The sequence below is a fragment of the Planctomicrobium aquicomposti genome (assembly GCF_051466325.1).
Taxonomy (GTDB): Bacteria; Planctomycetota; Planctomycetia; order Planctomycetales; family Planctomycetaceae; genus Planctomicrobium.
Genome location: NZ_CP195792.1, coordinates 5055903 through 5078847, shown reverse-complemented (window position 1 = coordinate 5078847; position 22945 = coordinate 5055903). Strand labels below are relative to the sequence as shown.

Below are 22945 nucleotides of genomic sequence, written 5' to 3'. Positions count from 1 at the left end.
CGTTTCTGCAGACAACATCCACTTCGAGACGGGGCCTCCCGGACCACCCACAGCAATCGGAGACGGTGCAGCCGATCGTGGCTGTTGCGACCGCGCCAGAACTTCGTCACGTCCCGCACAGACGTTGCTTCCAAATCGCCGGTCGCTCCCCCACCCGCCATTGCCTTCCCCGATCTTCAAGAGGATACTGAGCACGGTCGGGGTCCAGCAGTCGTTTTCGCAGCCTTGACGGCGTGGTCGCTCTCTTCGCGGGTTTCGGGCAATTCTCTGTGACTTCTGCCGGAAGCAGATCATGTCTCCCACAGTGATTGACTGTCCTCACTGTCAGGCGCAGCTCAGGCTGTCCCGCCCCGGTCGCCGTATTCGGTGTCCCGCCTGCAAGGAAGTCATCACACTCCCCGAACGGGGGGCGATCCTCGAATTACCAGCTGATCCCCAGCTCGTTCCCATCGACGACACATCCCCCGTTCCTTCACCCCGCTGGAAGGTGCTCGACGGGGATGTCGGCGCGAGCGTTTCTCTCCCGCTCCCGGCGCTGTCACGCACTCCGCCCACGGAAGAAACGTCTGCCCCGCCGCTAACTGAGGCTGTTCCTCTGACGTCGGACACGGCGTCGGACACTGCGACGGTCCGGCCCCCACGCAGCCGCCTGCAAAAAAACTCCTGGACAGCCATCGCTTTGACCGTTGCTCTGCTGGTGCTGCTGACAACAGGGGGCGAGCGTGCCGCGCTGGGGGTGTTGTCCGTCAACCAGTTGCTGCTGCTGGCGGCCGGTCTGTTTGGATTAGGATTTCTCGGTCTGCAGATCTGCCGAATTCGGGGAGAAGCACGCCACTGGGAGGGGGGCGACCTGCTGCTTCCGGGCCTCACCTGCCTGGGGATTGTGCTGTTGCAGCAGTTCTCATCGACCCGCCTCCTCGAACCGACAATCGCGAAGGAGGAGGCTTCGATCGACATGCCGGAAAGTCCTCCTGTTCCCGCTTCCGGTGCGCGGTGGGGAGTCGTTCAGAGTCCACTCGATGCGGACAAGCCGGTGGTCACGACACCGGGCATCACTCCTCCGGCTGCGGTGAGCCGGTCGGCCCATGCCGCTTCGTCCGGGAACTCCATGCCCACTCCACCCCAGATCCGCGTCACAGCCACCGCATCCCCTTCCACAATGCCGGCAGTCCCGGCGCCCGGGATTGTGAGTCCTCATGCAACTGCTGCAGCTCCCTCGGCGATTCCACAACCCCCGGTTGCGGTGGCCCCTCAGCCCGGCACACAGGCGCCAGCTTCCTCAGCGACTCCTCCTCCTCCTCCTCCTCCTCCGTCCACAGCGCCGAAAGGTTCCGCTGCGACCACAGGCCGGGGCCGCAATGTCATCCCATCCCGACGACGACCACTCCCCGCACCACGCGACCCGAGAATGGCGAGAGTCCACCAACTGGCATTGAATCTGGCGAAGGAACTGGAAGTTCGCGAAGAGGTGCTGACCAAACTCCCTGCCGAAGATCAGCTGCTGGTCATTCTGCGCGGGTACACGCTTCAGGAGCACACACAGGTCGCTGCGCAGCTGTGGACTTCTCTCGAGCGTCCCCTCTATTTCCGGAAGTGGGACGAGCAGGAGTGTGTAGTGCGGTTTGCCACTCCGCGAAAGCTGAATGACATCGTTGCCGGCATCGACTACGCGCTCATTGCTGAAGTCGACGAGGATCGTCGCGTGCTCGTGCTGCGGCCGCTGCCTCCCAGTGAACCGGCTTCCGCTTCCGAGCCACCGGAACCGTCGACGGAGTCTTCGAGCTCATGAGCTGCTCGTCGCGCCGGCCTTCGGCCTTGAGCGCGGTTTCCCGCACCGCTCACGAACTTCGCAGCACGAGCTTCGAGACCTCCGGGCGACAGCGCCAGCGCAGCGGGTGTCGGCCGGATAATCCTCGCGACACATGCAGCAGGGTCTCCCCCTCCTGAAACAGTCCCGAGGCATATTTGCAGCCATACAGACTGGGGGAATAGATCGGCCCCAGCACCGGAAAGCGGATCTGTCCACCGTGATTGTGCCCGGAGAGCATCAGATCCACGTTCTGAGTGCGGGCCCGGACAATATGATCCGGGGTATGGCTCAACAGCAGGCGAAAGCTCGCCGGGTTGGAGGAAAATCGGGGAGCTTGCCCGAGCCATGGAGTTTCGTCCCCCGCAATCTCCAGCACCTGGCCACGGTAGTCGCGAATCAGACATCGCGAACCGACATCGGTCCAGCCCAGAGTCGCGAGACCCGTTCGAATCTGTTGCGGGGCCTGATACCAGTCGTGATTCCCCAGAATGAAATACTGTCCCAGCGGGGCACGCAATGCTCCCAACGTCGTTGGGAGCCAGTCGAGCTGGGCGAGGTTGTCGATCAGGTCTCCGGTGAAGCAGATCAGATCGCACTCAGTCTCCTGCGCCAGTTCCGTGGCGCGGACGAAATAGTCTTTCCTCACAGTTCCCTGCAAATGCCAGTCGGACAGGTGCAGAATCGACAGCCCTTGCCATTCTTCGGGAAGCCGTGGCAGGTGCAGGATCTTTTCATTCACCTCGATCTGAAACTGCTCGTTGCGGGGAAGTCGGGTCAGAAAGAAATAGGGGCCGGAGGCGACCGGTCGCTCTCCCAGTTCGGCAGCCACATCGAAAGTCTGCGCACGCTGTTCTGTCTGCTGTTGCCGGGCCCCGTGCAGACGCATTCGACACAGGCTCACTATCAGCCCGAACACTCCCCCCATGCACGCTGTCATGACCAGTTGCCAGAACGGGGTGACATCCAGCCAGGATCCCCCTCGCAGGAGCCGGGGGCCTTCCCAACCGACCCGCCACAAAAGAACCGGCGGGAAAGCCACAATCATGATGTCATGCAAATGCCGCAACTGCCGCAGCACTCCTTCGCGAAGTTTCAAGGCGTGCGTGCGATTGACGAAACTGATCCACAGCGTGGTGTGACCAACGATGATCAGGCAGAGCAGTGCGAAGTTCAGCATGAATCGTCTGCGATCAGGAATGCGGGTGACATCCTTTTCCGGGAATGGTCCCCCTGCGGGAGGAACGTTCAACCCGGGAGGAAGTGTAATGTGGTTCCGGACGGGGGCGAAACATCAGTAGGAACAGAAGAGATGTTGAATCGCATCGGATCCTCTTTAATTGCGGGTGACGGGACGATATTCTGCACGCGCGGACGCGGGGAAACCTTCCCTGTTTCTCGCGGAATTCCTGCGGCAGAAGTCCCTTCGGGTTCTCCGAACCGCATTGTCGGCTGCTGACGGCTGGCTGATGCGCTGAACAAACATCCTGGAGAAGAGCACGGCAATGCAGAAGGTTCGATTTGGCATCATCGGAGCAGGCGCGGTCTCCGATTATCACCACGTTCCGGGAATTCGTCTCGATTCACGGGCAGAACTCGTGGCGGTCTGCGATCCCAACAAGGAGCTGCTGGAAAAGCGTCGCCACGACTGGCAGGTGAACAAGCTCTACAGCGACTACGAAGACCTGGCCCGTGACCCCGATGTCGATGCTGTGATCATCGCCACGCCGAACGATACGCATCATCCGATTGCGCTCGCCTGCATCGCAGGGGGAAAGCATCTGATGTGCGAAAAGCCGCTGGGGCTGAACTTCCAGCAATCGAAGGAAATGTATCAGGCGGCCCGCGATCAAGGGGTCCGTCACATGACCGCGTTTACCTACCGCTTTGCCCCGGCGATGCGATATCTGAGCCATCTGGTGAAGTCGGGGTTGCTCGGTGAACCGAGACATTTCCGGAGCCAGCGGTTTCTCGACTGGCCGGAGACCAGCTGGGGCTGGCGACAATACAAGCGGCATGCCGGCGCGGGTGACCTGTTCGATATGACCATTCACCGGATCGATCTGGCGATGGACCTGATGGGGCCGCTGCAGGCGATCTGCGGAGCGGTGGCGCAGTTCTGTCCGCGCGATCAGACGGTCGACGGCAAAGCCTGTCCCCCCTCGGAAGTGGATGACTGGTCGGCTCTGATCGGACGTTTTCAGAGCGGTGCCGTCGGCGTCTGGGAGGGGAGTACCGTGATGAAAGGATACCATCACAACGGCTTCGGTCACGAATGGGCCGAAGTGAACGGCTCCGAGGCCTCCGCGGTTTATCGGTTGCAGGAGCCGAATGTCATTCTCGTTGGCAAGACGGGAGAGACGATGCAACCGCTCGAGGTTCCGGAAGAATTTCTGGTCATTCCCGGTAGCCCACGCAATCCATACGAAGGAGTTCCCAGCACGGTCTTCCGCTACGATCTGATCTACGAACTGGTTTCAGCGATCGTGGAAAACCGACCGGCGGTGCCCGGTTTTGACCATGGCGCAGCTGCTCAGGCGGTGGCGGATGCGGTGCTCGCCTCGAGCGCGGATCAGGGTTGGGTGAAGCTCGATCTGAATGTCGACTAGAGCAGGTGGCTCTTTCCAGAGCCCGCGCTGCCGGCGTTGCGGGTGGTGAAAGGTGGACATCCGCGTCGCGGGGACGGGGCAAGCAAGAGTCAAAATGCTCTCAGTCCGTCGTGGGCGGAAGTGGTTCTGTCTATGACGGCTGTGTCGATCGTGTGTCAGGCGTGCGGGCGGGTTCTAAAACTTTCCGTCGGCACGCCTCGCTTTTGCGCGGCGGTGGTCGACGCATACGAGTCGCGCAATCGGTACAGCTGGCGCAACTCCAGCTGCCGCCGCACATTGAATGAATGCGTACTTGACCCAGCTTGCCCGAGCCGTACACTTGAACTGACCGGAAAGCGGCCGCATCGAGGGTTCATCGTGCGGAATGTGTCGTTCCCACGAATATAACGATTCCCCGGTTTCGCGACCGCGCACTGAAGTTCCGGCTCATTCTATTCGAGAATGACTAGGCGAGTTCAGATCAGCGCCCGGACCGCGCTATTTCCTGTCGTCGATTTTCAATGTCATTGCTCCCGCGGGGACCGCGGTGGTGATGTCCCTGCGGGCTTTCCGGATCTTGCCGATCGGTAAGAGCGGGGGCCGCGGCCACCGGTCGTGATTCCTCAGAGGATTTTTCATGGCAGCGTCTTCTTCCAAGCCAACCGCCGTCCATTTTTCGCTCGTCTTTTTTGTCGCGACCACCGTGATCCTGGCCATCGTCTGCTACATGGTCGCCAAAGAGAACACGTTGCTCGCCGCAAAGGCGAAAGCGGAAACCGAAAAGGCGTCGGTGCAGACGAATGCACTCAACACCGCCGTCTCTGAAATCGGCACGCTGAAGAAGCTGCTGGGATACCCCGATTTTACCGAGATCGGTCCGGCGGAAAACGCTCCGGAAAACACCGTCGTCTGGGCCGTCAAACGGGACCTGTCGCAGTACGGCATGGATCAGGTGCAGCCGAACCCCGCGAATCCGACTGTGGCTGCCACGCTTCAGTCGCTGCGCTCGACGTTGAATGAAACCAAGATGCAGGCCCAGGCCGAGCAGAACGGCGTGCAGGAGACAAAAGCCCGCCTCGCTCAGGAACTGGCGATGCATCTGGCCGAAAAAGAAAAACTCTCCGCTTCTCAGGCGAGTTCGGAAAGCCAGCTGCAGAAGACCATTGCCGATCGCAACGAACTGATCGCCGGCAAGGATCAGGAAATCTCCAAGTGGCGAAGCGAGTATTTGCGGGAACGGGCCGAGAAAGAAACCCTGCACGACGAACTGGTCAACACCACCCGCCAGAAAGACGCCGAGATCACCGAGCTTGAAAATCAGCTGGACTTCAAAACACAACAGCTGTACGACCTCGAAAACCTGAGCTTCGACAAGCCGGATGGAGCGATTGTCCGCGTGGACAACACCACCCGCACCGTCTGGATTAATCTCGGCAGCGACGACAATCTGCGGAAACACATCTCGTTCAGCGTCTACACCCGCAACAATCTGGGCGTTGGGCGGGGGCGAGCCGACATCAAGGCTAAGATTCAGGTCACGAATATCATTGATAAGCATCTCGCCGAAGCGCGGATTCTGACCGAAGACGTCAGCCGCCCGATTCAGCCTGATGACCCGATCTACTCCCCCGCCTGGAGCAAGGGGAGCAAGGAGTACTTCTCCTTTGTCGGTGTGCTGGACATGGATCAGGATGGCAAAAGCGATCGCGAACTGCTGCACAACATTCTGGAAACCAATGGCTCCGGAATCGAAGTCGAAGTGAACGACAAGGGCGAGCGCATTCCGGCCGACGGCAAACTGACTGTGAAGACCAAATATCTGGTGATCGGAGATACCGAAGACCCGACCGATTTCCCACTGTCGGACGCCGACAAGCAGCAGGAGATCAAGGACGTGATGGCTCAGCGGGATGCCCTGCTGAAAGAAGCCCGCCGCCAGGGGATCCGGGCGATCAAGTTCAGTGACTTCCTGAATTACATTGGCCACGAGCCCCAGCAACGCCTCTTCAACGTGGGTGATGAGCGTCCGTTCAATCTGAAAACCGGGACCCGGCCAGCGGCCACCGACGACGTGCTGGGTGGCAAGCGGCTTCCGAAAGATCAGATCCCCGCCCGCTTCCGCGGAAGTTCCTCCAAAAACAACTGACCGACGTCTACCCGCCGGCTCTTCTGAACACGCTATACTGGCCCCTGGTGATCCGCTCACCGGGGGCTTTTTTCGTGGAGAGCGTCTCCGGAATGTTCGCGGACCATGTGAGAGACATTCACCACCGCACATCTCCTCGTGGCGGGCCTGAGTCCCTGTCGGCTCGGGGAATCAACCACTGACCGCCCCTCTTTAATCCACTCAACCGATGCCGGGAATATGAACAATCGCGAGATCGCCGCTGTCTTTGAAGAGACGGCCGACCTGCTCGAATTGCAGGGTGCAAATTCGTTTCGCGTGCGGGCCTATCGCAATGCCGCGCAAACAGTCGCTGATCTTGTCGAGCCGATTGCCTCTTTGGCGGAATCGGGAGCGGCTCCGCTCACAGACTTGCCCGGCATCGGGAAAGACATCGCGTCGAAGATTGAAAGTCTCGTGCACACGGGAACGTTTCCCATGCTCGAGGAACTGCACGCCGCGTTTCCTCGATCGCTGCTGCAGCTGTTGCGACTGCCGGGACTGGGACCAAAGAAGGCGGCGCGGCTGCATCAGGAACTGGGCATCCAGTCGCTGGACGACCTGAAAGCGGCTGCGGAAGCGGGTCGCATCGCGCCGCTGAAAGGGTTTGGCAAGAAGACGGAACAAACCATCCTCGCTGGGCTACAGCAGGTGGAGCAGATCGGTCAGCGGTACTCCATCGCGCCGGCGCGACTTGCTGCGGAGACACTGCTCGCGGACTTACGGTCGCTCCCGGTCGTCAGTCGGGCCGAGGTGGCCGGAAGCTGCCGGCGTCGACGGGAGAGCTGCGCCGATCTCGATCTGCTCGCGATCTCTTCCGACAGCGAAGCGGTGATGGAACGTCTGGCAGCGCATCCCCTGGTGGCAGAGGTTCTCTCGCGCGGCGAGACCAAACAGCGCGTGCGCCTGCGTTCCGGACTGGAGCTGGATCTGCGCGTCGTTCCCGCTGAATCATTCGGGGCTGCGCTGCAATATTTCACGGGCTCGAAAGACCACAACATCGTCATCAGACGACGGGCCCAGGAACGGGGACTGAAACTGAACGAGTATGGTCTGTATCGGGGAGACGATCTGGTCGCAGGCAAGACAGAAGAAGAGGTCTACGCGGCGGTCGGCCTGAAATGGATTCCCCCGGAACTCCGCGAGAATCGGGGAGAAATCGAACTGGCCGAACAGGATCGACTCCCGGAGTTGCTGACGATCGGTGATATTCAGGGGGATCTGCATCTTCATACGACCGCCAGCGACGGCACTGCGACAATCCGGCAGATGATTCTCGCTGCGCGGGAACGGGGATTGAAATACATCGCCGTGACCGACCATTCGCAACGTGTCTCAATGGCGAATGGACTGAGTCCCGAACGCCTGCGGGCTCACTGGCAGGAGATTCGGCGGGTGCGCGAAGAGTTCGATGACATTCACGTGCTGTGCGGGATCGAATGCGACATTCTGGAGAATGCGGAACTGGATCTTCCGGATGATGTTCTCGCAGAAGCGGAATGGGTGCTCGCGGTACTCCATTACGGTCTCAAACAGCCGAAAGAGCAGATCATGAAACGTCTGCTCAATGCCATTCACAACCCGTATGTCTGTGCGATCGGGCATCCCAGCGGCCGGTTAGTGACGCGCCGGGCGCCTGCGGACATCGATTTTCCAGAGATCTTTCAGGCGGCAGCGGAGCAGGGGGTCATGATGGAGATTAACGCCCATCCCGAGCGTCTCGACCTTGATGATCTGCAGGCGGCGGCAGCGAAGGCCTATGGCATTCCCATCGTCATCAACACCGACGCTCACTCCCCCGAAGGCTATGACGTGCTGGAGTACGGCGTCGATCAGGCACGTCGCGCGGGGCTCACCCGCCGCGATGTGGCGAACGCCCTTCCGTTCGACGAGTTCATGCAGTTGCTGCAACAGCGTCGACGGTAGAAGCGACCGTCCCTCCCCTTTGAGGCCAGCGTCTTGCGTGAGCGAGGCGCAAACCCGCGTCCCGGTGCGGACCGCTCAACACGCCAGCTCCTTGAATTCGCAAAGGGTGGACCCGCCCTCTGCCCGCACTAGGAATGGCTGCCGTTGGACTGCTCTTTCTTGGCAGCTTCGGCAGCTTCTTCCACGCGGTGACCGTATCCGCGGTAGTAGCCGCTGTAGTAATAGTGGTACGGCGATGCGTAGCCATTATCGCGGGTGAACTCTTTGCTGCTGCCGTAGGTGTTGATGATGCACCCGGGCACTTCCACTTCCGCGGTCTGCAATCGACGGGCCGCCTCCTGAACCTGCCGACGGGTGTCGGTCGACGAACGGATGACCAGGAAGGTCGCCTTGCACTTCTGCGCAATGATCGCTGGATCCGAAACCCACAGAATCGGCCCGGAGTCCACGATGACGAGGTCAAACTGCGATTCGAGCGTCGTCAACAGTTCATCAAAGGCTTCGGACTGCAGTAACTCGGCCGGATTGCGGACGGGTGTGCCTGCCGGAATGATGTGGAGTCCATCGATGCCTGGAGACTGAATCGCGGCATCCAAATCGAGCTTCCCCTGCAGCAAATCGGACAAACCGACCTGGTTTTGCATATCGAAGAAACGATGAACCGTCGGCGCCCGCATGTCGCCGTCCACGATCAGCGTCCGGATCCCCGCATCGGCGAACATCACACCCGTGTTGGCCACAATGGTCGATTTTCCGTCCTTTGTCTGGCAACTGGTCACCGACAGGCGCTTGAGCCGCCCCGATTTCACATCACGTAACAAATACGTTCGCAACAGTCGGAAGGATTCGGCTTCGGGGGCCTGCGGATCCACGACGAACCGCTCAGCCCCTTTCTTTCCACGGGCCTTGCGGATGTGACCAATCTGACCGACCACGGGAATCCCGGTCGATTCTGTGATCTCGGCCGGGCTGCGGAAGCGAGCATCGACCTGATCATTCACGAGTCCCAGACCTAGACCGCCCGTCAATCCGAGCAGCATTCCCCCGAGCAGGCAGATGGACAGCTTGGGCCAAACCCGTTTGCCCAGACGGGGGGATTCCAGCACCTCGTGGATATAACCACTCAGACCGCTGGCCGTATCCAGATTGCGCAGCTGATCGACGATTCCATCGTAGAGTCCCTGTCGGCGGTCAATGTCCGCCTTGAGCATGCGGTCCTGGAGTTCGAATTCCACCAGCTTCTTCGATTCCTGTTCAGCAACACTGGCCAAAGCCGTCAGCTTGGCCTTCTTTTCGTCGAGCGAGGCGAGGTCGTGCTTCAGGAATCCGACATATGAACTGAGGAGCAACTCAGGAGTCAAACTGCCAAACACGTTGGAGATGGCGGTTTCTTCGCGGGTGTTGTTGATCATCCGCTCGAGTAACTTGATCTGCCCTTCGAGGTTGGCGACCTCAGGATGACCGGGACCGAAATTCGATTCGAGTTTCTGCTTCTGTGACTGCAACTCCAGCAAACCTTGGGTTTTGGCAACAGCTTCCTGCATACGGATGGGCTGCGAGGCCACGAACTCGGCACTCTGGGCAGCGTTCACCTGCAGTCCGGCAAAAGTCCCCAACCGGTCCAGACTGTCCGTGTCGATCAGGGCCAGCTTCTCCTGAATTCCTTCATTGTCGTTGACATTGTTGAGGGCATCCTGCACCTTCTGCAGGCGGGTGCTGATGGCGGAGCGCTGAATTTCCACGTCCACAAGTTCAGTTTCAAACCGGCGGAATTTTTCCAGAAACACGTTGCTCGACCCATCCCCCTGGAAGATGACGGGAGCGTTGCGTCGGGCCTCGATGTATTTAGTTTCTGCTTCCTTCAAGTCACGTTCGACCTGAGAGCGGGCCTCGAGGATCAGCCGGTTGGCTTCTCCCATCACGCGACTCACCTGATCATCCAGGAACCCTTCGTATTCATAGACGAGTGCCTGCAAAACCTTTTGTGCGTCTTGCGGATCCGTATGTCGCAAAGCCACGTTCAATGTTCGTGCGTTGCGGGCCACCCCTTCTCCCCCTTTGGTCAAGGAGAGATTGCCACGGATGTAATCGATTGCATCCGAATCGGGTGTCAGATGCGAAGCGATCGATGGCAATTCAGCGAAGTGGCCCCGTTCCAGCGCCTTCCCGATCAGGAAGCGGCTGGAGACGATTTCCATGTGGTTGGCGAGCACATCGTCCTGAACTTCCGCCTGACCGACAGCCTTCATACCTTCTTTGCTGGCCAATCCCGGATCTTTCACCGTCACCAGCATTTTTGCGCGGCTCTCGTACCAGTCTTGCGCAAAGGCCCAGTACAGGACCGAGAGAAACATCCCCAGAGCAGTGCACGCTGCCAACAGCCAGAACTGTCGGCGGACTGTCTGCACAAGATCGAGGCTTTGAATGCCGTTAGCATGGCTGTTCTGCCCGCGAAAGGGGGCGGGCTTATCCTGTGCACTCTCGCTGATCATGGAACTGCCATTCGTCGGAGAAAATCTGAGTCGCGACGCGGGTCGCCCCTCATAATCAGAACTCATTTTGATTCTCCCACAGGAATTTCGCAATTCCAGCTTATTGAGGTGCAGTCCGCGGTTTTTTACTGACAGATCGGCTCAGTCGCTCGCTTCGGGAAGCTGGAGCAAGTTGACCGGCACGCCGCTGCCTTTTGACGTCTTCTGAAGTGTCTCAAAAGGGAGCACTTCGCGCGCCGAAAATGGAGTGCAATTGGAATTCTGCCGGAATGGGGTCCGGAAATTCCCTGGCGGCCTCTCCGCTGTTGCAATTTGCGGAGTTCTGTTCAGAGCGGGGCAGAAAGCGACCTCCTTGTCCCGGCTGATGGAAATGTCTCCTGCTGAGGCATTCGCCCGACCGCACTCCCTTGCGGCGTTGTCGGTAAAATTAGTGGAACGCAGGAAACTCGTAAAACCGTCTAAAACGCACCTTCGCGTAAAATCACCGTCTTCACGGTGCGAGCAAAAATAAACAGGTCCATCCACAGCGACCAGTTCCGGACGTAGTACGCATCGAACTGCGCACGCTGGCTGAAGGTCGTCAGATTTCGCCCGGAGATCTGCCACAGGCCGGTGATTCCCGGACGAACTTTCCGGTAGAGATTAAAACCAGTCCCGTACATCTGAATCTGACACGGAGTGATCGGTCGCGGTCCGATAAGACTCATTTCCCCCCGGAAGACATTCCACAACTGAGGCAACTCGTCGAGGCTCGTCTTGCGAAGAATTTCACCGATCCCCGGGATGATGCGAGGATCATTTCGCAGCTTCTGGTTGGCGTTCCATTCTTCGCGAGCTTCCGGATTCTCCTTCAGGTACTGCTGAAGAATCTGTTCGGCCCCCACAACCATCGTGCGGAACTTCCAGGCGAGAAACCGCTTGCCATCCTTACCGATCCGCTCCTGACCATAGAACATCGGGCCGGGCGAAAAGCTGCGGGTGGCGATCCAGCTGAAGGCCAGCAATCCGAGCAGCAGCGGGCTGATGGCGATGCATCCCAGGATCACGACTGTCAGGTCGAATGTTCTTTTGAGGATTTGCGCGGAAGGACAGAGGAGTCGTTCCCGCAAATGAATTCCCATCACACCTCCCAGATCGTGCGCGCGATTCCAGAGACTCGGCAGTTCTTCAAACCCCGGCACGACAATGACATGAGGAATGCATTGGCATTGCTCCAGTGCACGTCCGACGGAATCCTGGGGTCGATCATGCAGGGCAATCAGAGCCCAATGGACTTTCTGTTCAGCGGCAATCCGGTCTACTTGGCTGAGGGGGCCGAGATAACGCCGGTGCACAGGCGTGTCATCGTCCATGCTCTCCAGATCGTCGAGAACTCCGATGGGCCGCAAGCCGATCCCGCGGCGCTTCAGCAGCGTGTCGTACAGTACGGAGCCCGCCGATCCTCCGCCGATGATCAGCGCGGGTTGTGACCACCAGGTGGTTCGCCCCAACAGATCGCGGGCTTGGGCCCGGGCCAACGGGACCAGAAACAGCGCGAACAGGCCAGCCACGAGGGTCACCGTTGTTTGCGGTGTCACGCCGGAATTGTGGGCGATTCCCGCGATCACCAATCCCAGGAATGCGGTCACGGTGCCGAGAATCTGGTTTTTGAGTTCGACAATCGGATTGAGCCCGACGCCGGGATAAAGTCCCAGCAGCGCGTAGATCAGCAGGCAGCTGGCATAGCGTCCCGACTGAGTAAAGCTGAACAAACTGAAAGGGACCGCTTTGGTCAACACAAGATTGGCCACCAGTGCGGCACCTGTGAAGGCGATGATCAATCCCAATGCATCAGCCAGCAGCAACGGAAGGCCCGTTCTGAGGTCCTGAGCGACCTGGGCGAGGAAGGATTGCAAGGGGCGAGCGGAACGAGTTGTCCGCGAGGTCCGGTGAGCGGAACCTCCTGCCGCTTCAATCGTGCCCATTTGGCAAACTGGCGTAGAATCCAGCAGTTTCGACCGCTGAAGATCCTCGGCATAGTCGACGGTGGCTGAGAATTTGGTGGGCATACGATGTATCTCTTCAACTGTGGAAGATCCGACCATGCCGTCCGATGGCGGCGAAGGAGGCCGAACCTGCATCAATCCTTTGGCACGTGTTGAATCCACGAAAACGCTTTGCAGTTTTCGTTCCGACGCCGCCATGCGTCAGCGTGTCAGATCCAGCTTCGTTCAAACAGACTCACACTGTTTGTGCAATGTTCCGCCTGTGACTGCTGTCTCTTCATCGGATGCGTGAGATTTTCGAGTGTTTGACAGGGATTGCCCCCCCTTGTCTCAAACTCATCAAGCTTCCCGCATCGAAACCACCCCTTCGGATCCATCCGGTTTGATTCAGTCGCCCACTGAATTTCAGACTCCGTTTGCACACTTCTTGAGCAATTTTTGCCCAGCCTGCATTCAGCACCGGCGCAAAAGGCAGCCCCATCGTCATGATTGCGCTACAGAATTCAAGTAGAACAGGTCAATTTCTCTCATTTTTACGGCCATTCATTGTCCGGCTGCGGTGCGACGTTCCACGTTTGCAACAAATGGGTGCATGTATCATGCACGGCTGATGGGACTGGGGCCGTGGATCGCCCCCCGATGTGACACCAGCGTTACAATCGCGCTCCTCCGCTGTCTCTGCAGGTAGATCGTGGAAATGACGGGAATCGCGCCAGCATCCTTTTGCCCATAGAACCCATAATCTCGCGAAGGTCGAATCTGTTCGCCGATTATCCCGAAAAATTCCGTTGGGCGATCTGGAGAGGAGGCAGCAACTCTTCAGAATGGGTCATGTCAGCTTTCCATTAATCGTTTATGCTGAGCGGACAATCCCCCAAAGTTCGCAAAACGGTTCAAGTCGGGGGTATCTATTTTCAAACCCAGTCCGTGCAATCGGCACGGACTGTCCATAAACTCTCCGAGGGGTTACCAGCCCACGAAGACACTCGTTCAACGTGCGTTGAAAACGGTGGTCCAGTTCGCCTCGCGTAACGGATCTCCAGAATCCTACAGAACTTTGGCTGGTGCATGGCTTCCAAGACCTACACACTGCTCACAGGCGCAACAGGTCTGTTAGGCCGTTCGATCCTGACAGAACTTTTGCGTCGCCACTCACCGGTTGCAGTGTTAGTACGCAACCTGCGGCAAGAATCGGCAGAGCAGCGAATCGAGTCGCAGCTAAAAGCTACAAGTCGGGTGCTGGGAAAGCAATTTTCACCACCCAAAATCGTCAAAGGCAACCTTGCTTCTCCAAACCTTGGACTCAGTCAAGAAGATCAGGATTGGCTGGCCGCCTCGTGTTCTCAGGTCATCCATTCGGGTGCCAGCCTATCGTTCAAGCCGGCCAATCAGCATCCACAGGGGGAACCGTACAGAACCAATGTGGAAGGGACCCGACAACTTCTGGAGGTCTGCAAAAGGGCGGCGATCCACCGGTTCCACTACGTTTCGTCCGCGTATGTCTGTGGACTGAGGACGGGGCGTGTCCGCGAGGATGAACTCCAGTGCGGGCAACCGTTCGCCAACGACTACGAGCAGAGCAAGTTGCAGTGCGAGCAGTTATTGCACTCCCACCGCTCGATTGATTCGCTAACGATTTACCGCCCGTCGATCATTATCGATCCGCAATCCCCCGGTGCGATTGATGGAGATCGTACGATCTACGCCGCGTTTGCCGTCTATCAGGCGATCGCCGCGCAAAATCCGGAACTCGCCCCCGGCGAGCTGCTGCGGTTGGTCGGGCTGACCGGAGATGAGCGGAAGAACCTCGTCCCCGTGGACTGGACGGCACGAACCCTGGTCGACATTTTCCTCCGGCCGGAACTGCATGGACAGACGTATCATCTCACGTCGCCGACCGGAACGAGCATCCGCGAGCTCGACCGTGCGTTCCTGGCAGCCATCCCTGAGCGAACGCGATTGCGGGCTCAGCCGCTGCGGATGACTTCGACGGATGAACTGACGCAACTTTTTTACGAGACGTTCTCCCCATATTTCAGAGATGATCCGAAATTCGATCAATCGCGGCTTCTCCCGGCGCTGCGGGTCTGTGGAATCGAGAATTGTCCTTCGATCACCGCTGTCGAAGTCACCCGCAGTCTGGGGGGAGAAAACGCTGTCCGAAAGCTGGCGTCGATCTCCTCCTCATCCGGCGACCAACCGCAGCCGCACCGTCTCGCGGATAAAACACCGACTCAATCAGCCTCCCGTGCCGCCAGCAACGGCTCGAACAACACCTCTCGATTCCAGAACGAGCCACTCGCTGTCGTCGCGATGGAATGTCTCCTTCCAGGAGCGACGAATCTTCACGAGTTTGAAGAGCTGCTGTTCGAAGGCCGGCGCAGTTACCGTTCGTTGACACCGACGGAGCTGGATCGCGAACTGTATTATTCGCCCCGGCGGGGTGAGCCGGGAAAAACCTACACCACGATGGGGGGCTTTGTCCCTGACAGTCCACTCGAGACGCAGCATCTCGGACGCAGTGCTGCGGTGGCGCAGATTTATGACACGGTCCATCTCCGCTTCGCGGACGTCGCTGCGCGGGCGTGGCGTCAGTGTCCGGTTCTGTCGAGTCATCCCCTGTTCCGGAATGCCGGAGTCTATGTCGGGCACTCCGGAGCAACTCAGCTGGGCGGGCGTCTGAATCTTGCCTTGCAGATCGAAGAGGGGCTCGATTTCCTGAACGATGTGGATGAGTTCCGTCGGCTTCCCGAAGCTGTCCGTCGCGATGTCGTGAACGAAGTGGTTCGTGGCATCCGCGAGACAGCACCTTCCCGCTCCTCCACGCAGTTTCAACAATATCAGGCGAATCTCGCCGCGATGCTTCCCGCGTCAGCGCTGGGCCTGACAGGTCCGCGAATCGTCTGTGATGCCGCGTGCGCCTCGTCACTGTTTGCATTACAGCAGGCAATGCAGGCCTTGCGACTCGGGCGGATCGAAGCGGCCATTGTGGGAGGAGCGACCACAAACGGCGTCGACAATTTGATTCTCTTTTCCCAGTCACAGGCCTGCAGCGATGGGGAGTCCTGCCCGTTCGATCAGAATGCCAGTGGACTGATCAGCTCCGAAGGGTATGCGGCCATTGTCGTCACCCGGCTCTCGACCGCTGTGCACCACCAGCTGCCGGTTCTCGGAGTCCTGACAGGTGTCGGCATCTCGTCGGACGGCAAAGGCAAGTCGTTGTGGGCGCCGCGCAAGGAGGGACAGCAACTCGCGATTCGACGCGCTTATTCCGGCGGGCATCCGTTGGAAATCGACTATCTGGAGGCACACGCCACCAGCACACAGGTCGGTGATGCTTCCGAGCTGGAAGCGGTCGCCGGACTTCTCGCGGAACGTGACTCTGCCGGCACTTCGACGCCACTGTTCATGGGGAGCGTGAAATCCAATCTGGGGCACACGCTGGAAACGTCCGGCATTGTGGGACTGATCAAGGTACTGCTGTCGCTGCGGCGGGGTGAGTTTGCTCCCTCGTTGAATTTTCAGAATCCCAATCAGAAGTTTGACTGGAGCCGGGGGCAGATTGAAATCGTGACCCGTCGCCGGACCTGGAATCGACAGGGCAAGCACCGTCGCGCGGGGGTCAGTTCGTTCGGGATCGGCGGACTGAATGCTCATGTTCCGGTATTGGAGGGGGCTCAAGCTGCTGAAACCGCCAACCTCCCGCTCTCGTTGTCCTCATCACCAACATTGTCCCCATCACCAACATTGTCCCCGGCGAAGTCCCGCGATGTCGCGGAACCGATCGCCATTGTCGGACGAGGAGTCGTTCTGCCCGGAGCCGATTCGCTGGCAGAGTTCCGGCAGCTGCTGCAGAGCGGCCGCTCGATGATTGGCCCTCCACCCGGCGATCGCTGGCGGTCGGGGGTCGCGGTTCATTCCCACGCCACGCCGCAGCCCTTTTCGACCCCGACTTTCCACGGGGGCTTCATTCGTGATTACAAATTCAATCCGGCCGGTTTTCGGATTCCTCCCAAACAGGCGGAGAAATCGAATCCGATCCAGATGATGCTGCTCGACGCCGTGCAGCAGGCGATTCAGGAATTCGATGGGGGACGCTGGTCAGTCGACCGCCAGCGGACGGGAGTTGTGATCGGCACCCTTTTCGGAGGAGATTTCGGCAGCAGTCTGCAATTGGGACTGCGACTCCCGGAAATCTCACGACGGGTCCGTCAGTCCCTCAGCCGACGGGGAACTCCCGCGCCGGCGGTCGAACAGATTGTGGAGAATTATTGCCGCCGGGTACTCGATCAACGGTCGGCACTGCTGGACGAGACGGGAAGCTTCACCGCCAGCACGCTCGCCTCACGCATTGCCAAAGTGTTTGACCTGATGGGGGGAGCGTACGCCATCGATGCCGAGAATGCTTCCGATCTGGCCGGGCTGAGCACGGCGATGGATCAGTTGCGCTCCGGCGAATGGGATCTCGCGATTTGCGGGACCGCTCAACGGGCGATGGATCTGACTGCGTTCGAGAAACTCGATCTGCAAGGTCGGCTGGTGCGGTCGGGCGATCCGGATGACCTTCCCGACGATGGGAGTCGAATCCTCCCCGGTGAAGGGGTGGCTGTCCTGTTGCTGCGCCGGCTCTCCGATGCAGTTGCCGCGGGTGAAACGATTCTGGGGGTGATTGATCAAGTCGAGCGCAAACCGAAAACCGAGTCCCTGCCGGCGCATGCCTTCGACCGTGAACTGACTCGCCAGATCGGCTATCTCTCAGGGTCACAGAGTCTGATCCGCATGATTAAAGTGTCGGTGCAGGCTGAATCGCACAAATCGGCGCAAGCTGTGATCCTCAGCAGTTCGTGCGAAGACCGGAGCCTGTACGAAGTCCATATGCGGACTTCGGATCGGCATTTGCAGACAGCCGCTCCCACAGGCGAATCGCTCTCGGAAATCAGGGCTGCCGCTACGGAAAACGCGGGATTGTCTCCCACTCCTGCCGTCATTCAGACATCACAACCGACTCTACGACCAAAAACCGCGCGCATGCCAGCCGGAGAATCGAAACTGACACAGGGGACCAGGTTGCAGCTGACTCGGCTGCAGGCGAGTACCTGTACTGAATTGCTTCAGCAGATTAATGCGGCGATCGCCGATCCGCAGTCCGCCTGGGGCAGGCTCCCCTCGCGGTTTTCCTCATCGGCCCCCTTCCGGCTGGTTGTCCTGGCGGAAGATTCGGCACAGTGGACAGAGCGGCTGCAGTCGGTCGCCCGGCAACTGGAGCGTGGCAAACAGGCGGGTGTCCTTGAGACGGAACGGGCGATTCTCTGGCAGGCGCAGAGCGCCCCCAGGACAGCGTGGTGCTTCTCCGGACAGGGATCCCAGCATTCCGAACTGCCTGAGCTGGCCCTGCAGCATCCCCGCTCCCGACAAATCCTTCAACAGGTCGACCAGACGTTGGAGGAATTGCATCTCGAAGGCTTCACGCAGCGGATTCGATCCGGGGGGAGTTGCCCGCCGCACGACATCTGGTGGAACCAGCTGTGGACATTCGGACTGGGTCTCGCGCTCTCCAGCGAACTCGAAGGCCTCACGGGCCGACCCGATCTGGTGATCGGTCATAGCTTCGGTGAGTATGCCGCCCTGGTGACCGCGGGAGTCCTGACACCCGCGCAGGGGGTCCGGATGGTCAAAGCCCGTTCGGATTCCGTGGCGATGACGTTGCGTGAACCGGGACAGCTGATTTCCGTTCGGGGAACTCCTGCCGAAGTGGCCAATGCTCTCCGTCAGCAATCGCTGCCGGCGGAGATCACCCATCACAATGCCCCTCGGCAAACAGTCATCGCCACAGAGCTCGCGCATGTGGAACAACTGCGGCAACATCTCAACCAGCATGACCTCGCCTCGGTCGCCATTCCGGTGCCGCTGGCTTACCACACCGCCCGGCTGACCGCAGCGGAACAACTCCTCGATCAGGCATTTTCCCGCGAGCGGTTCGCTCCCCCTCGTTGTGGTTTCCTGTCGACGACGACCGTCCGCTACTGTGCCGAGCCGCAGGATCTCCGCAACAGTCTGGTTCAACAGCTGACCCGGCCGGTGTTATATGCTCCCTGTGTCGAGCGACTGCTCCAGGATGGCGTGACGCTGCTGCTGGAGGTTGGTCCCAACACCATTCTCTCCCGATTGAATCAGGAGATCGCCGGGGAAAGGGCCCTCTGTCTGAGTCTCGACGTTCCGGGACGGGATCCGATCGAACGCCGCCTGCTGGTGCAGGGAGCCTGTGAGATCATCGCCCTCGACGATGACTCCGCTGCTCCGCGCGAGGTCCCTCCGGTCCCTGTTCTCCAGACGGCCGAGCGATTGCCGGCGGCAACTCCGGAGATTGAAGTCGCAGTGATTGACGTTCACCGGAAACGACAGTCGGCCCCGGCGAAGACGGTCCGTGCTGCGACCGTCGAACCTCAGCCGACATCTGCGCCCGGGACGAATGGTCACGCCCCGCAGCCCCCCTTCGCGATCGCGCCTGAGCCACGACTGACGACAAATTCCGTTGCGGAACCACTCTCTCCGGCGGTCACCGACCAGCAGGTCCGCTCCTACCTGAAAACCGTGTTGATCGACCTGACCGGCTACGACCCGGACGTCATCGATTTTCAGGCCGATCTTGAAGCCGACCTCGGTGTCGACAGTATCAAGAAGGCTCAGATCATTGGCGAACTGGCTGAGAACTTCCGGATCGATGTCGCTCCCGCGAATATCGGACTGGGTGACATTCAGACTCTCGAACAGATCGCGCAGCTGATTGTCAGCCGGATTCCAAACGCCGTCGGGGAAGGGCCGGCTTCGGTCGAAGCGACGCCCGCTGTTACTCCCGCCGCCGATTTTGATCTGGAGGCGATTCAACGGTTTCTGGTTGATCTTGTCGTTGACCAGACGGGCTACCCGCGGGACGTCGTGGATCTCGATGCCGATCTGGAAGCAGAACTGGGAATCGACAGCATCAAGCAAGCCCAGCTGCTGGGAGAACTACAGCAGCAGTACGACCTGCAGTCGATTGCATCGAACCGGATTACCTTGACGAGCTTCCCGACGCTCCGATCGATTCTGGACTTCCTGCGAGCCGAACTGCCTCACAGTGGTTCCACCGCGTTTCAGGTGACGGTGGATGAAAAAGGACATCACCAGCCGCAGTCGTCGACTCCGCGCAATGGCTCCATCGAAAGCCCGACAGAGTCCCGACTTCCCAAATCGAACGGCGCGGTGCCTCACGAAAATTCAATCGCCGATTCTTTTCGTCGACCCGTTACGAATTTCGATCACCCGCCGGAATCCCGGAACGAAGGAAGTTCTGCCGCTTCGACCGAATTTCGCAACGACACCTCCTTAACTTCTTCGGCTTCCAATGGAGCGGTCGCTCTTCAACAGCGGCCGCAGCTGGAACCAGCGACTGTTCTCTCGGGAGAACTCGCGACGATCACCGCTGACGAACTGGACAATTCGGCCAGTCTGCTCCCCGAACAGACGATGCGGCTGGCGCTGCGGGTGATTCCCGTTCCGATCCGCGCCGGGTTGCCCGAAGCTCCGGTCCTGTCTGGTGCCGCACTGGTTCTGGGACAGAACGAACTCGCGCTGCAGATCCAGCAACGCTGCAATGCTCTGGGGCAGACCTGCCATCTGCTGCCGGAATTCTCCGACCTGAGCGGACTGGATCAATGGCTTGACCAGCTCTGGGCTGTCGAACAGACACCGCATCTGTTCATCACCACTTCCCATGATCCCGACGCCCTGCACGGGATCGGGTCGACGGATTGGAACGCCCGCCGCTTCAGCGCTCTCGAAGTTCCGTATCGAACCTGTCAGCGGTGGATGCAGCATCAGATCGATGCGGGAACGTTTGATTCGTCCAGTTTCGTGGCGGTGCAGAATCTGGGAGGCGATTTCGGGTTCAGCGGCAAGGGGGTGGTCAGTCCTGAAGGGGGGCTGAGTGCGCTCGTCAAAGCCATGTCCGTCGAGGCCTGGAGCCGGGGATATCGGCTGACGCCCATGAAATCGATTGATGTCAGCCGCGACACCACCGTTCCTGAAATCGTGGAAGGCGTCTTTCGCGAGTTGGCTGCCCCCTCGTACGAGACGGAAATCGCTCTGCATGGAACCGAGCGATTGCTGGTCACGCCAGTGCATCGGCCGTTGCCGCAACCGGGAGCACACAGCACTCCGCGATTCCCCCAGCGGGGAGGCGTCTGGGTGGTGACCGGGGGAGGTCGGGGGATTACCGCCGTCATCGCCCGGGAGCTGGCTGTTCGCTATGGGTTGAAGTTGCATCTGATCGGCACCGCTCCTGTTCCCCAGCTGACCAACGAGCTGCGTCAGGCGGCGGAAGAGGATCTGGCTGCCTTCAAACGCATGGTGCGGCATCAGGCGGATCTGCGGGGCGAGAACCCGATTGCCGCTGCCCGTGATCTGGAAAAAGCGGTCGAAATCGACAGAACGCTCCGGGAGATGCAGCGAGCCGGAGTCACCGCTCGCTATCACGCCTGTGATATTTCCGATGGCGAAGCACTTCAGGGGATACTCCAGCAGGTGCGTGAGCAGAGCGGTCCGATTCGGGGCGTCATCCACGGAGCCGGCTACGGACAGGATGCCCGGTTCGATCGTAAACGGGCCGACAAGGTCGACCAATGTCTGCGGGCGAAGATCGACGGGGCGATTGCCCTCATGGAAGCGACCCGACAGGATCCGCTGGAATGGCTGATTGCCTTCGGCTCCATCAGCGGACGTTTCGGCGCCAATGGACACACCGACTACTCGCTGGCGAATGATTCACTCGCCAAGCTGATTGATCGCTATCGCAGTGAACGCCCTGAAGTCGCCGCCGTCACCTTCCACTGGCATGCGTGGGGGGATATCGGGATGGCGATGAAGCCGGAGACCCGGCTGGCCCTCGAGATGATTCAAATGAAGTTCATGCCGGCGGTGGAGGGGATCACGCACCTCATCAACGAGATCGAATTCGGGGGGGATGAGCCGGAAGTGCTGATCACCGATCGGCGCTACGTTCGCAAGTTTTACTTTGCTGAACGGGGGACGGCAGTCAGTCCCCGGCCGCTCCCGATGCTTGATCCGGATCAACGGGGCCTCCCCGCGGAGACCGGTGTCTTCCCAGTGGAACTCCATCCCCAGCGGGACCGCTTCCTGTCGCAGCATCTGGTGCAGCAGAAGCCGACTCTGCCGTTCGTGGCAGCCATGGAGTTGCTGGCGGAAGGGGGTCGCGCGGTCACCAGCGCTCCGTTCGTGACCGAGTTACGCGATGTCGAAGCCCGTCAGGCCGTGAAATGGTCGACCCCTGAGCCGCTCACGTTACGGGTGCAGGCGGAACCTCAATCCGGCACCGCAGCGGCCTGTCGACTGGTCGCTGACCTGCATCGTCGCGACGGGCGGCTGGTCTCTGCCAATCAGCTTTATTTCCAGGGGCAGGTCCTTACCGCGCCCCAGCCGTGGAAGGTTCGTGAGACCCGTCCCGCGATCGATCACCTCCACTGGCAGCCGGTCCAGTATCCGGCTGAAGGAGGGGCCATTTTTCATGGTCCTGATCTGCATGGCCTGCAGCGGATCAGTGTGCTGGACAACACGCTTTATGGAATCATCTCGGCCAACGCCAACGTGCAGATTGCCGGAGAAGAACGCCCGACCAGCGGCTGGTCGATCCATCTGTCAGCGCTCGACGCCTGTCTGTACGGGGCCGCCATGCTCGCCGGAGCACTTCAGCAACGCCCCAGCCTGCCGGTGAAATTCGCGCGTCTGCGACTCGGCCGTCTGCCTGATCCCGGTGAATCGTGCCTCGTGATCGTGCAGTCCGAACAGGCGGATGAGCGGGGGATGCAGCTGTCATTTCGGCTGCTGGGAGGAAATGGGGATGTGCTGGCGAGCGCGGAGGGCTATCGTGTCGGCTGGCTGACAGGACTGTAACGCCCTGCCGGCCGGACAATCGCCGCGCGAAAGTG

Annotated in this window: 8 protein-coding genes; 5 read left to right on the top strand and 3 right to left on the bottom strand. The window is 59.8% G+C overall.

Going from position 1 to position 22945, the window contains the following annotated elements; translation table 11 throughout:
- Nucleotides 1-292 precede the first annotated feature (292 nt).
- Nucleotides 293-1789 carry a hypothetical protein gene (locus SH664x_RS19575; protein WP_437203739.1) on the top strand — a complete coding sequence of 499 codons (1497 nt, stop codon included), beginning with the start codon at nt 293-295 and terminating at the stop codon, nt 1787-1789.
- A gap of 49 nt (nt 1790-1838) precedes the next feature.
- On the opposite strand, the gene SH664x_RS19570 is transcribed toward SH664x_RS19575, so the two are convergent.
- The gene (locus SH664x_RS19570; protein WP_437203738.1) at nt 1839-2987 is read right to left on the bottom strand and encodes a metallophosphoesterase; all 1149 of its coding nucleotides are present in this window, start codon (nt 2985-2987) and stop codon (nt 1839-1841) included.
- Between the two features lie 325 nt (nt 2988-3312).
- Here SH664x_RS19570 and SH664x_RS19565 point away from each other — a divergent pair, with 325 nt between their 5' ends.
- The 3 genes from SH664x_RS19565 to polX all read left to right on the top strand — a co-directional run bounded on the left by SH664x_RS19565 (nt 3313) and on the right by polX (nt 8485).
- A complete protein-coding gene (locus SH664x_RS19565) occupies nt 3313-4416 on the top strand; it encodes a Gfo/Idh/MocA family protein (RefSeq protein ID WP_437203736.1) in 1104 nt (367 codons plus the stop codon).
- A gap of 616 nt (nt 4417-5032) precedes the next feature.
- Nucleotides 5033-6541 (top strand): hypothetical protein, encoded by a 1509-nt coding sequence (locus SH664x_RS19560; protein WP_437203735.1) that lies wholly within the window; start codon nt 5033-5035, stop codon nt 6539-6541.
- A 219-nt stretch (nt 6542-6760) separates the two neighbouring features.
- Nucleotides 6761-8485, top strand: a complete 1725-nt coding sequence (polX, locus tag SH664x_RS19555; protein WP_437203733.1) for a DNA polymerase/3'-5' exonuclease PolX — start codon at nt 6761-6763, stop codon at nt 8483-8485.
- A gap of 128 nt (nt 8486-8613) precedes the next feature.
- Here polX and SH664x_RS19550 read toward each other — a convergent pair whose 3' ends face one another.
- Both SH664x_RS19550 and wbaP read right to left on the bottom strand, forming a co-directional pair.
- Nucleotides 8614-10977, bottom strand: a complete 2364-nt coding sequence (locus tag SH664x_RS19550) for a polysaccharide biosynthesis tyrosine autokinase (RefSeq protein WP_437203731.1) — start codon at nt 10975-10977, stop codon at nt 8614-8616.
- A 458-nt stretch (nt 10978-11435) separates the two neighbouring features.
- Nucleotides 11436-13025, bottom strand: a complete 1590-nt coding sequence (gene wbaP / locus SH664x_RS19545) for an undecaprenyl-phosphate galactose phosphotransferase WbaP (protein ID WP_437203729.1) — start codon at nt 13023-13025, stop codon at nt 11436-11438.
- A gap of 1005 nt (nt 13026-14030) precedes the next feature.
- Between wbaP and SH664x_RS19540 the strand changes: the two genes are divergently transcribed.
- Nucleotides 14031-22910 (top strand): SDR family NAD(P)-dependent oxidoreductase, encoded by an 8880-nt coding sequence (locus SH664x_RS19540; protein ID WP_437203728.1) that lies wholly within the window; start codon nt 14031-14033, stop codon nt 22908-22910.
- The last annotated feature ends 35 nt before the right edge of the window (nt 22911-22945 follow it).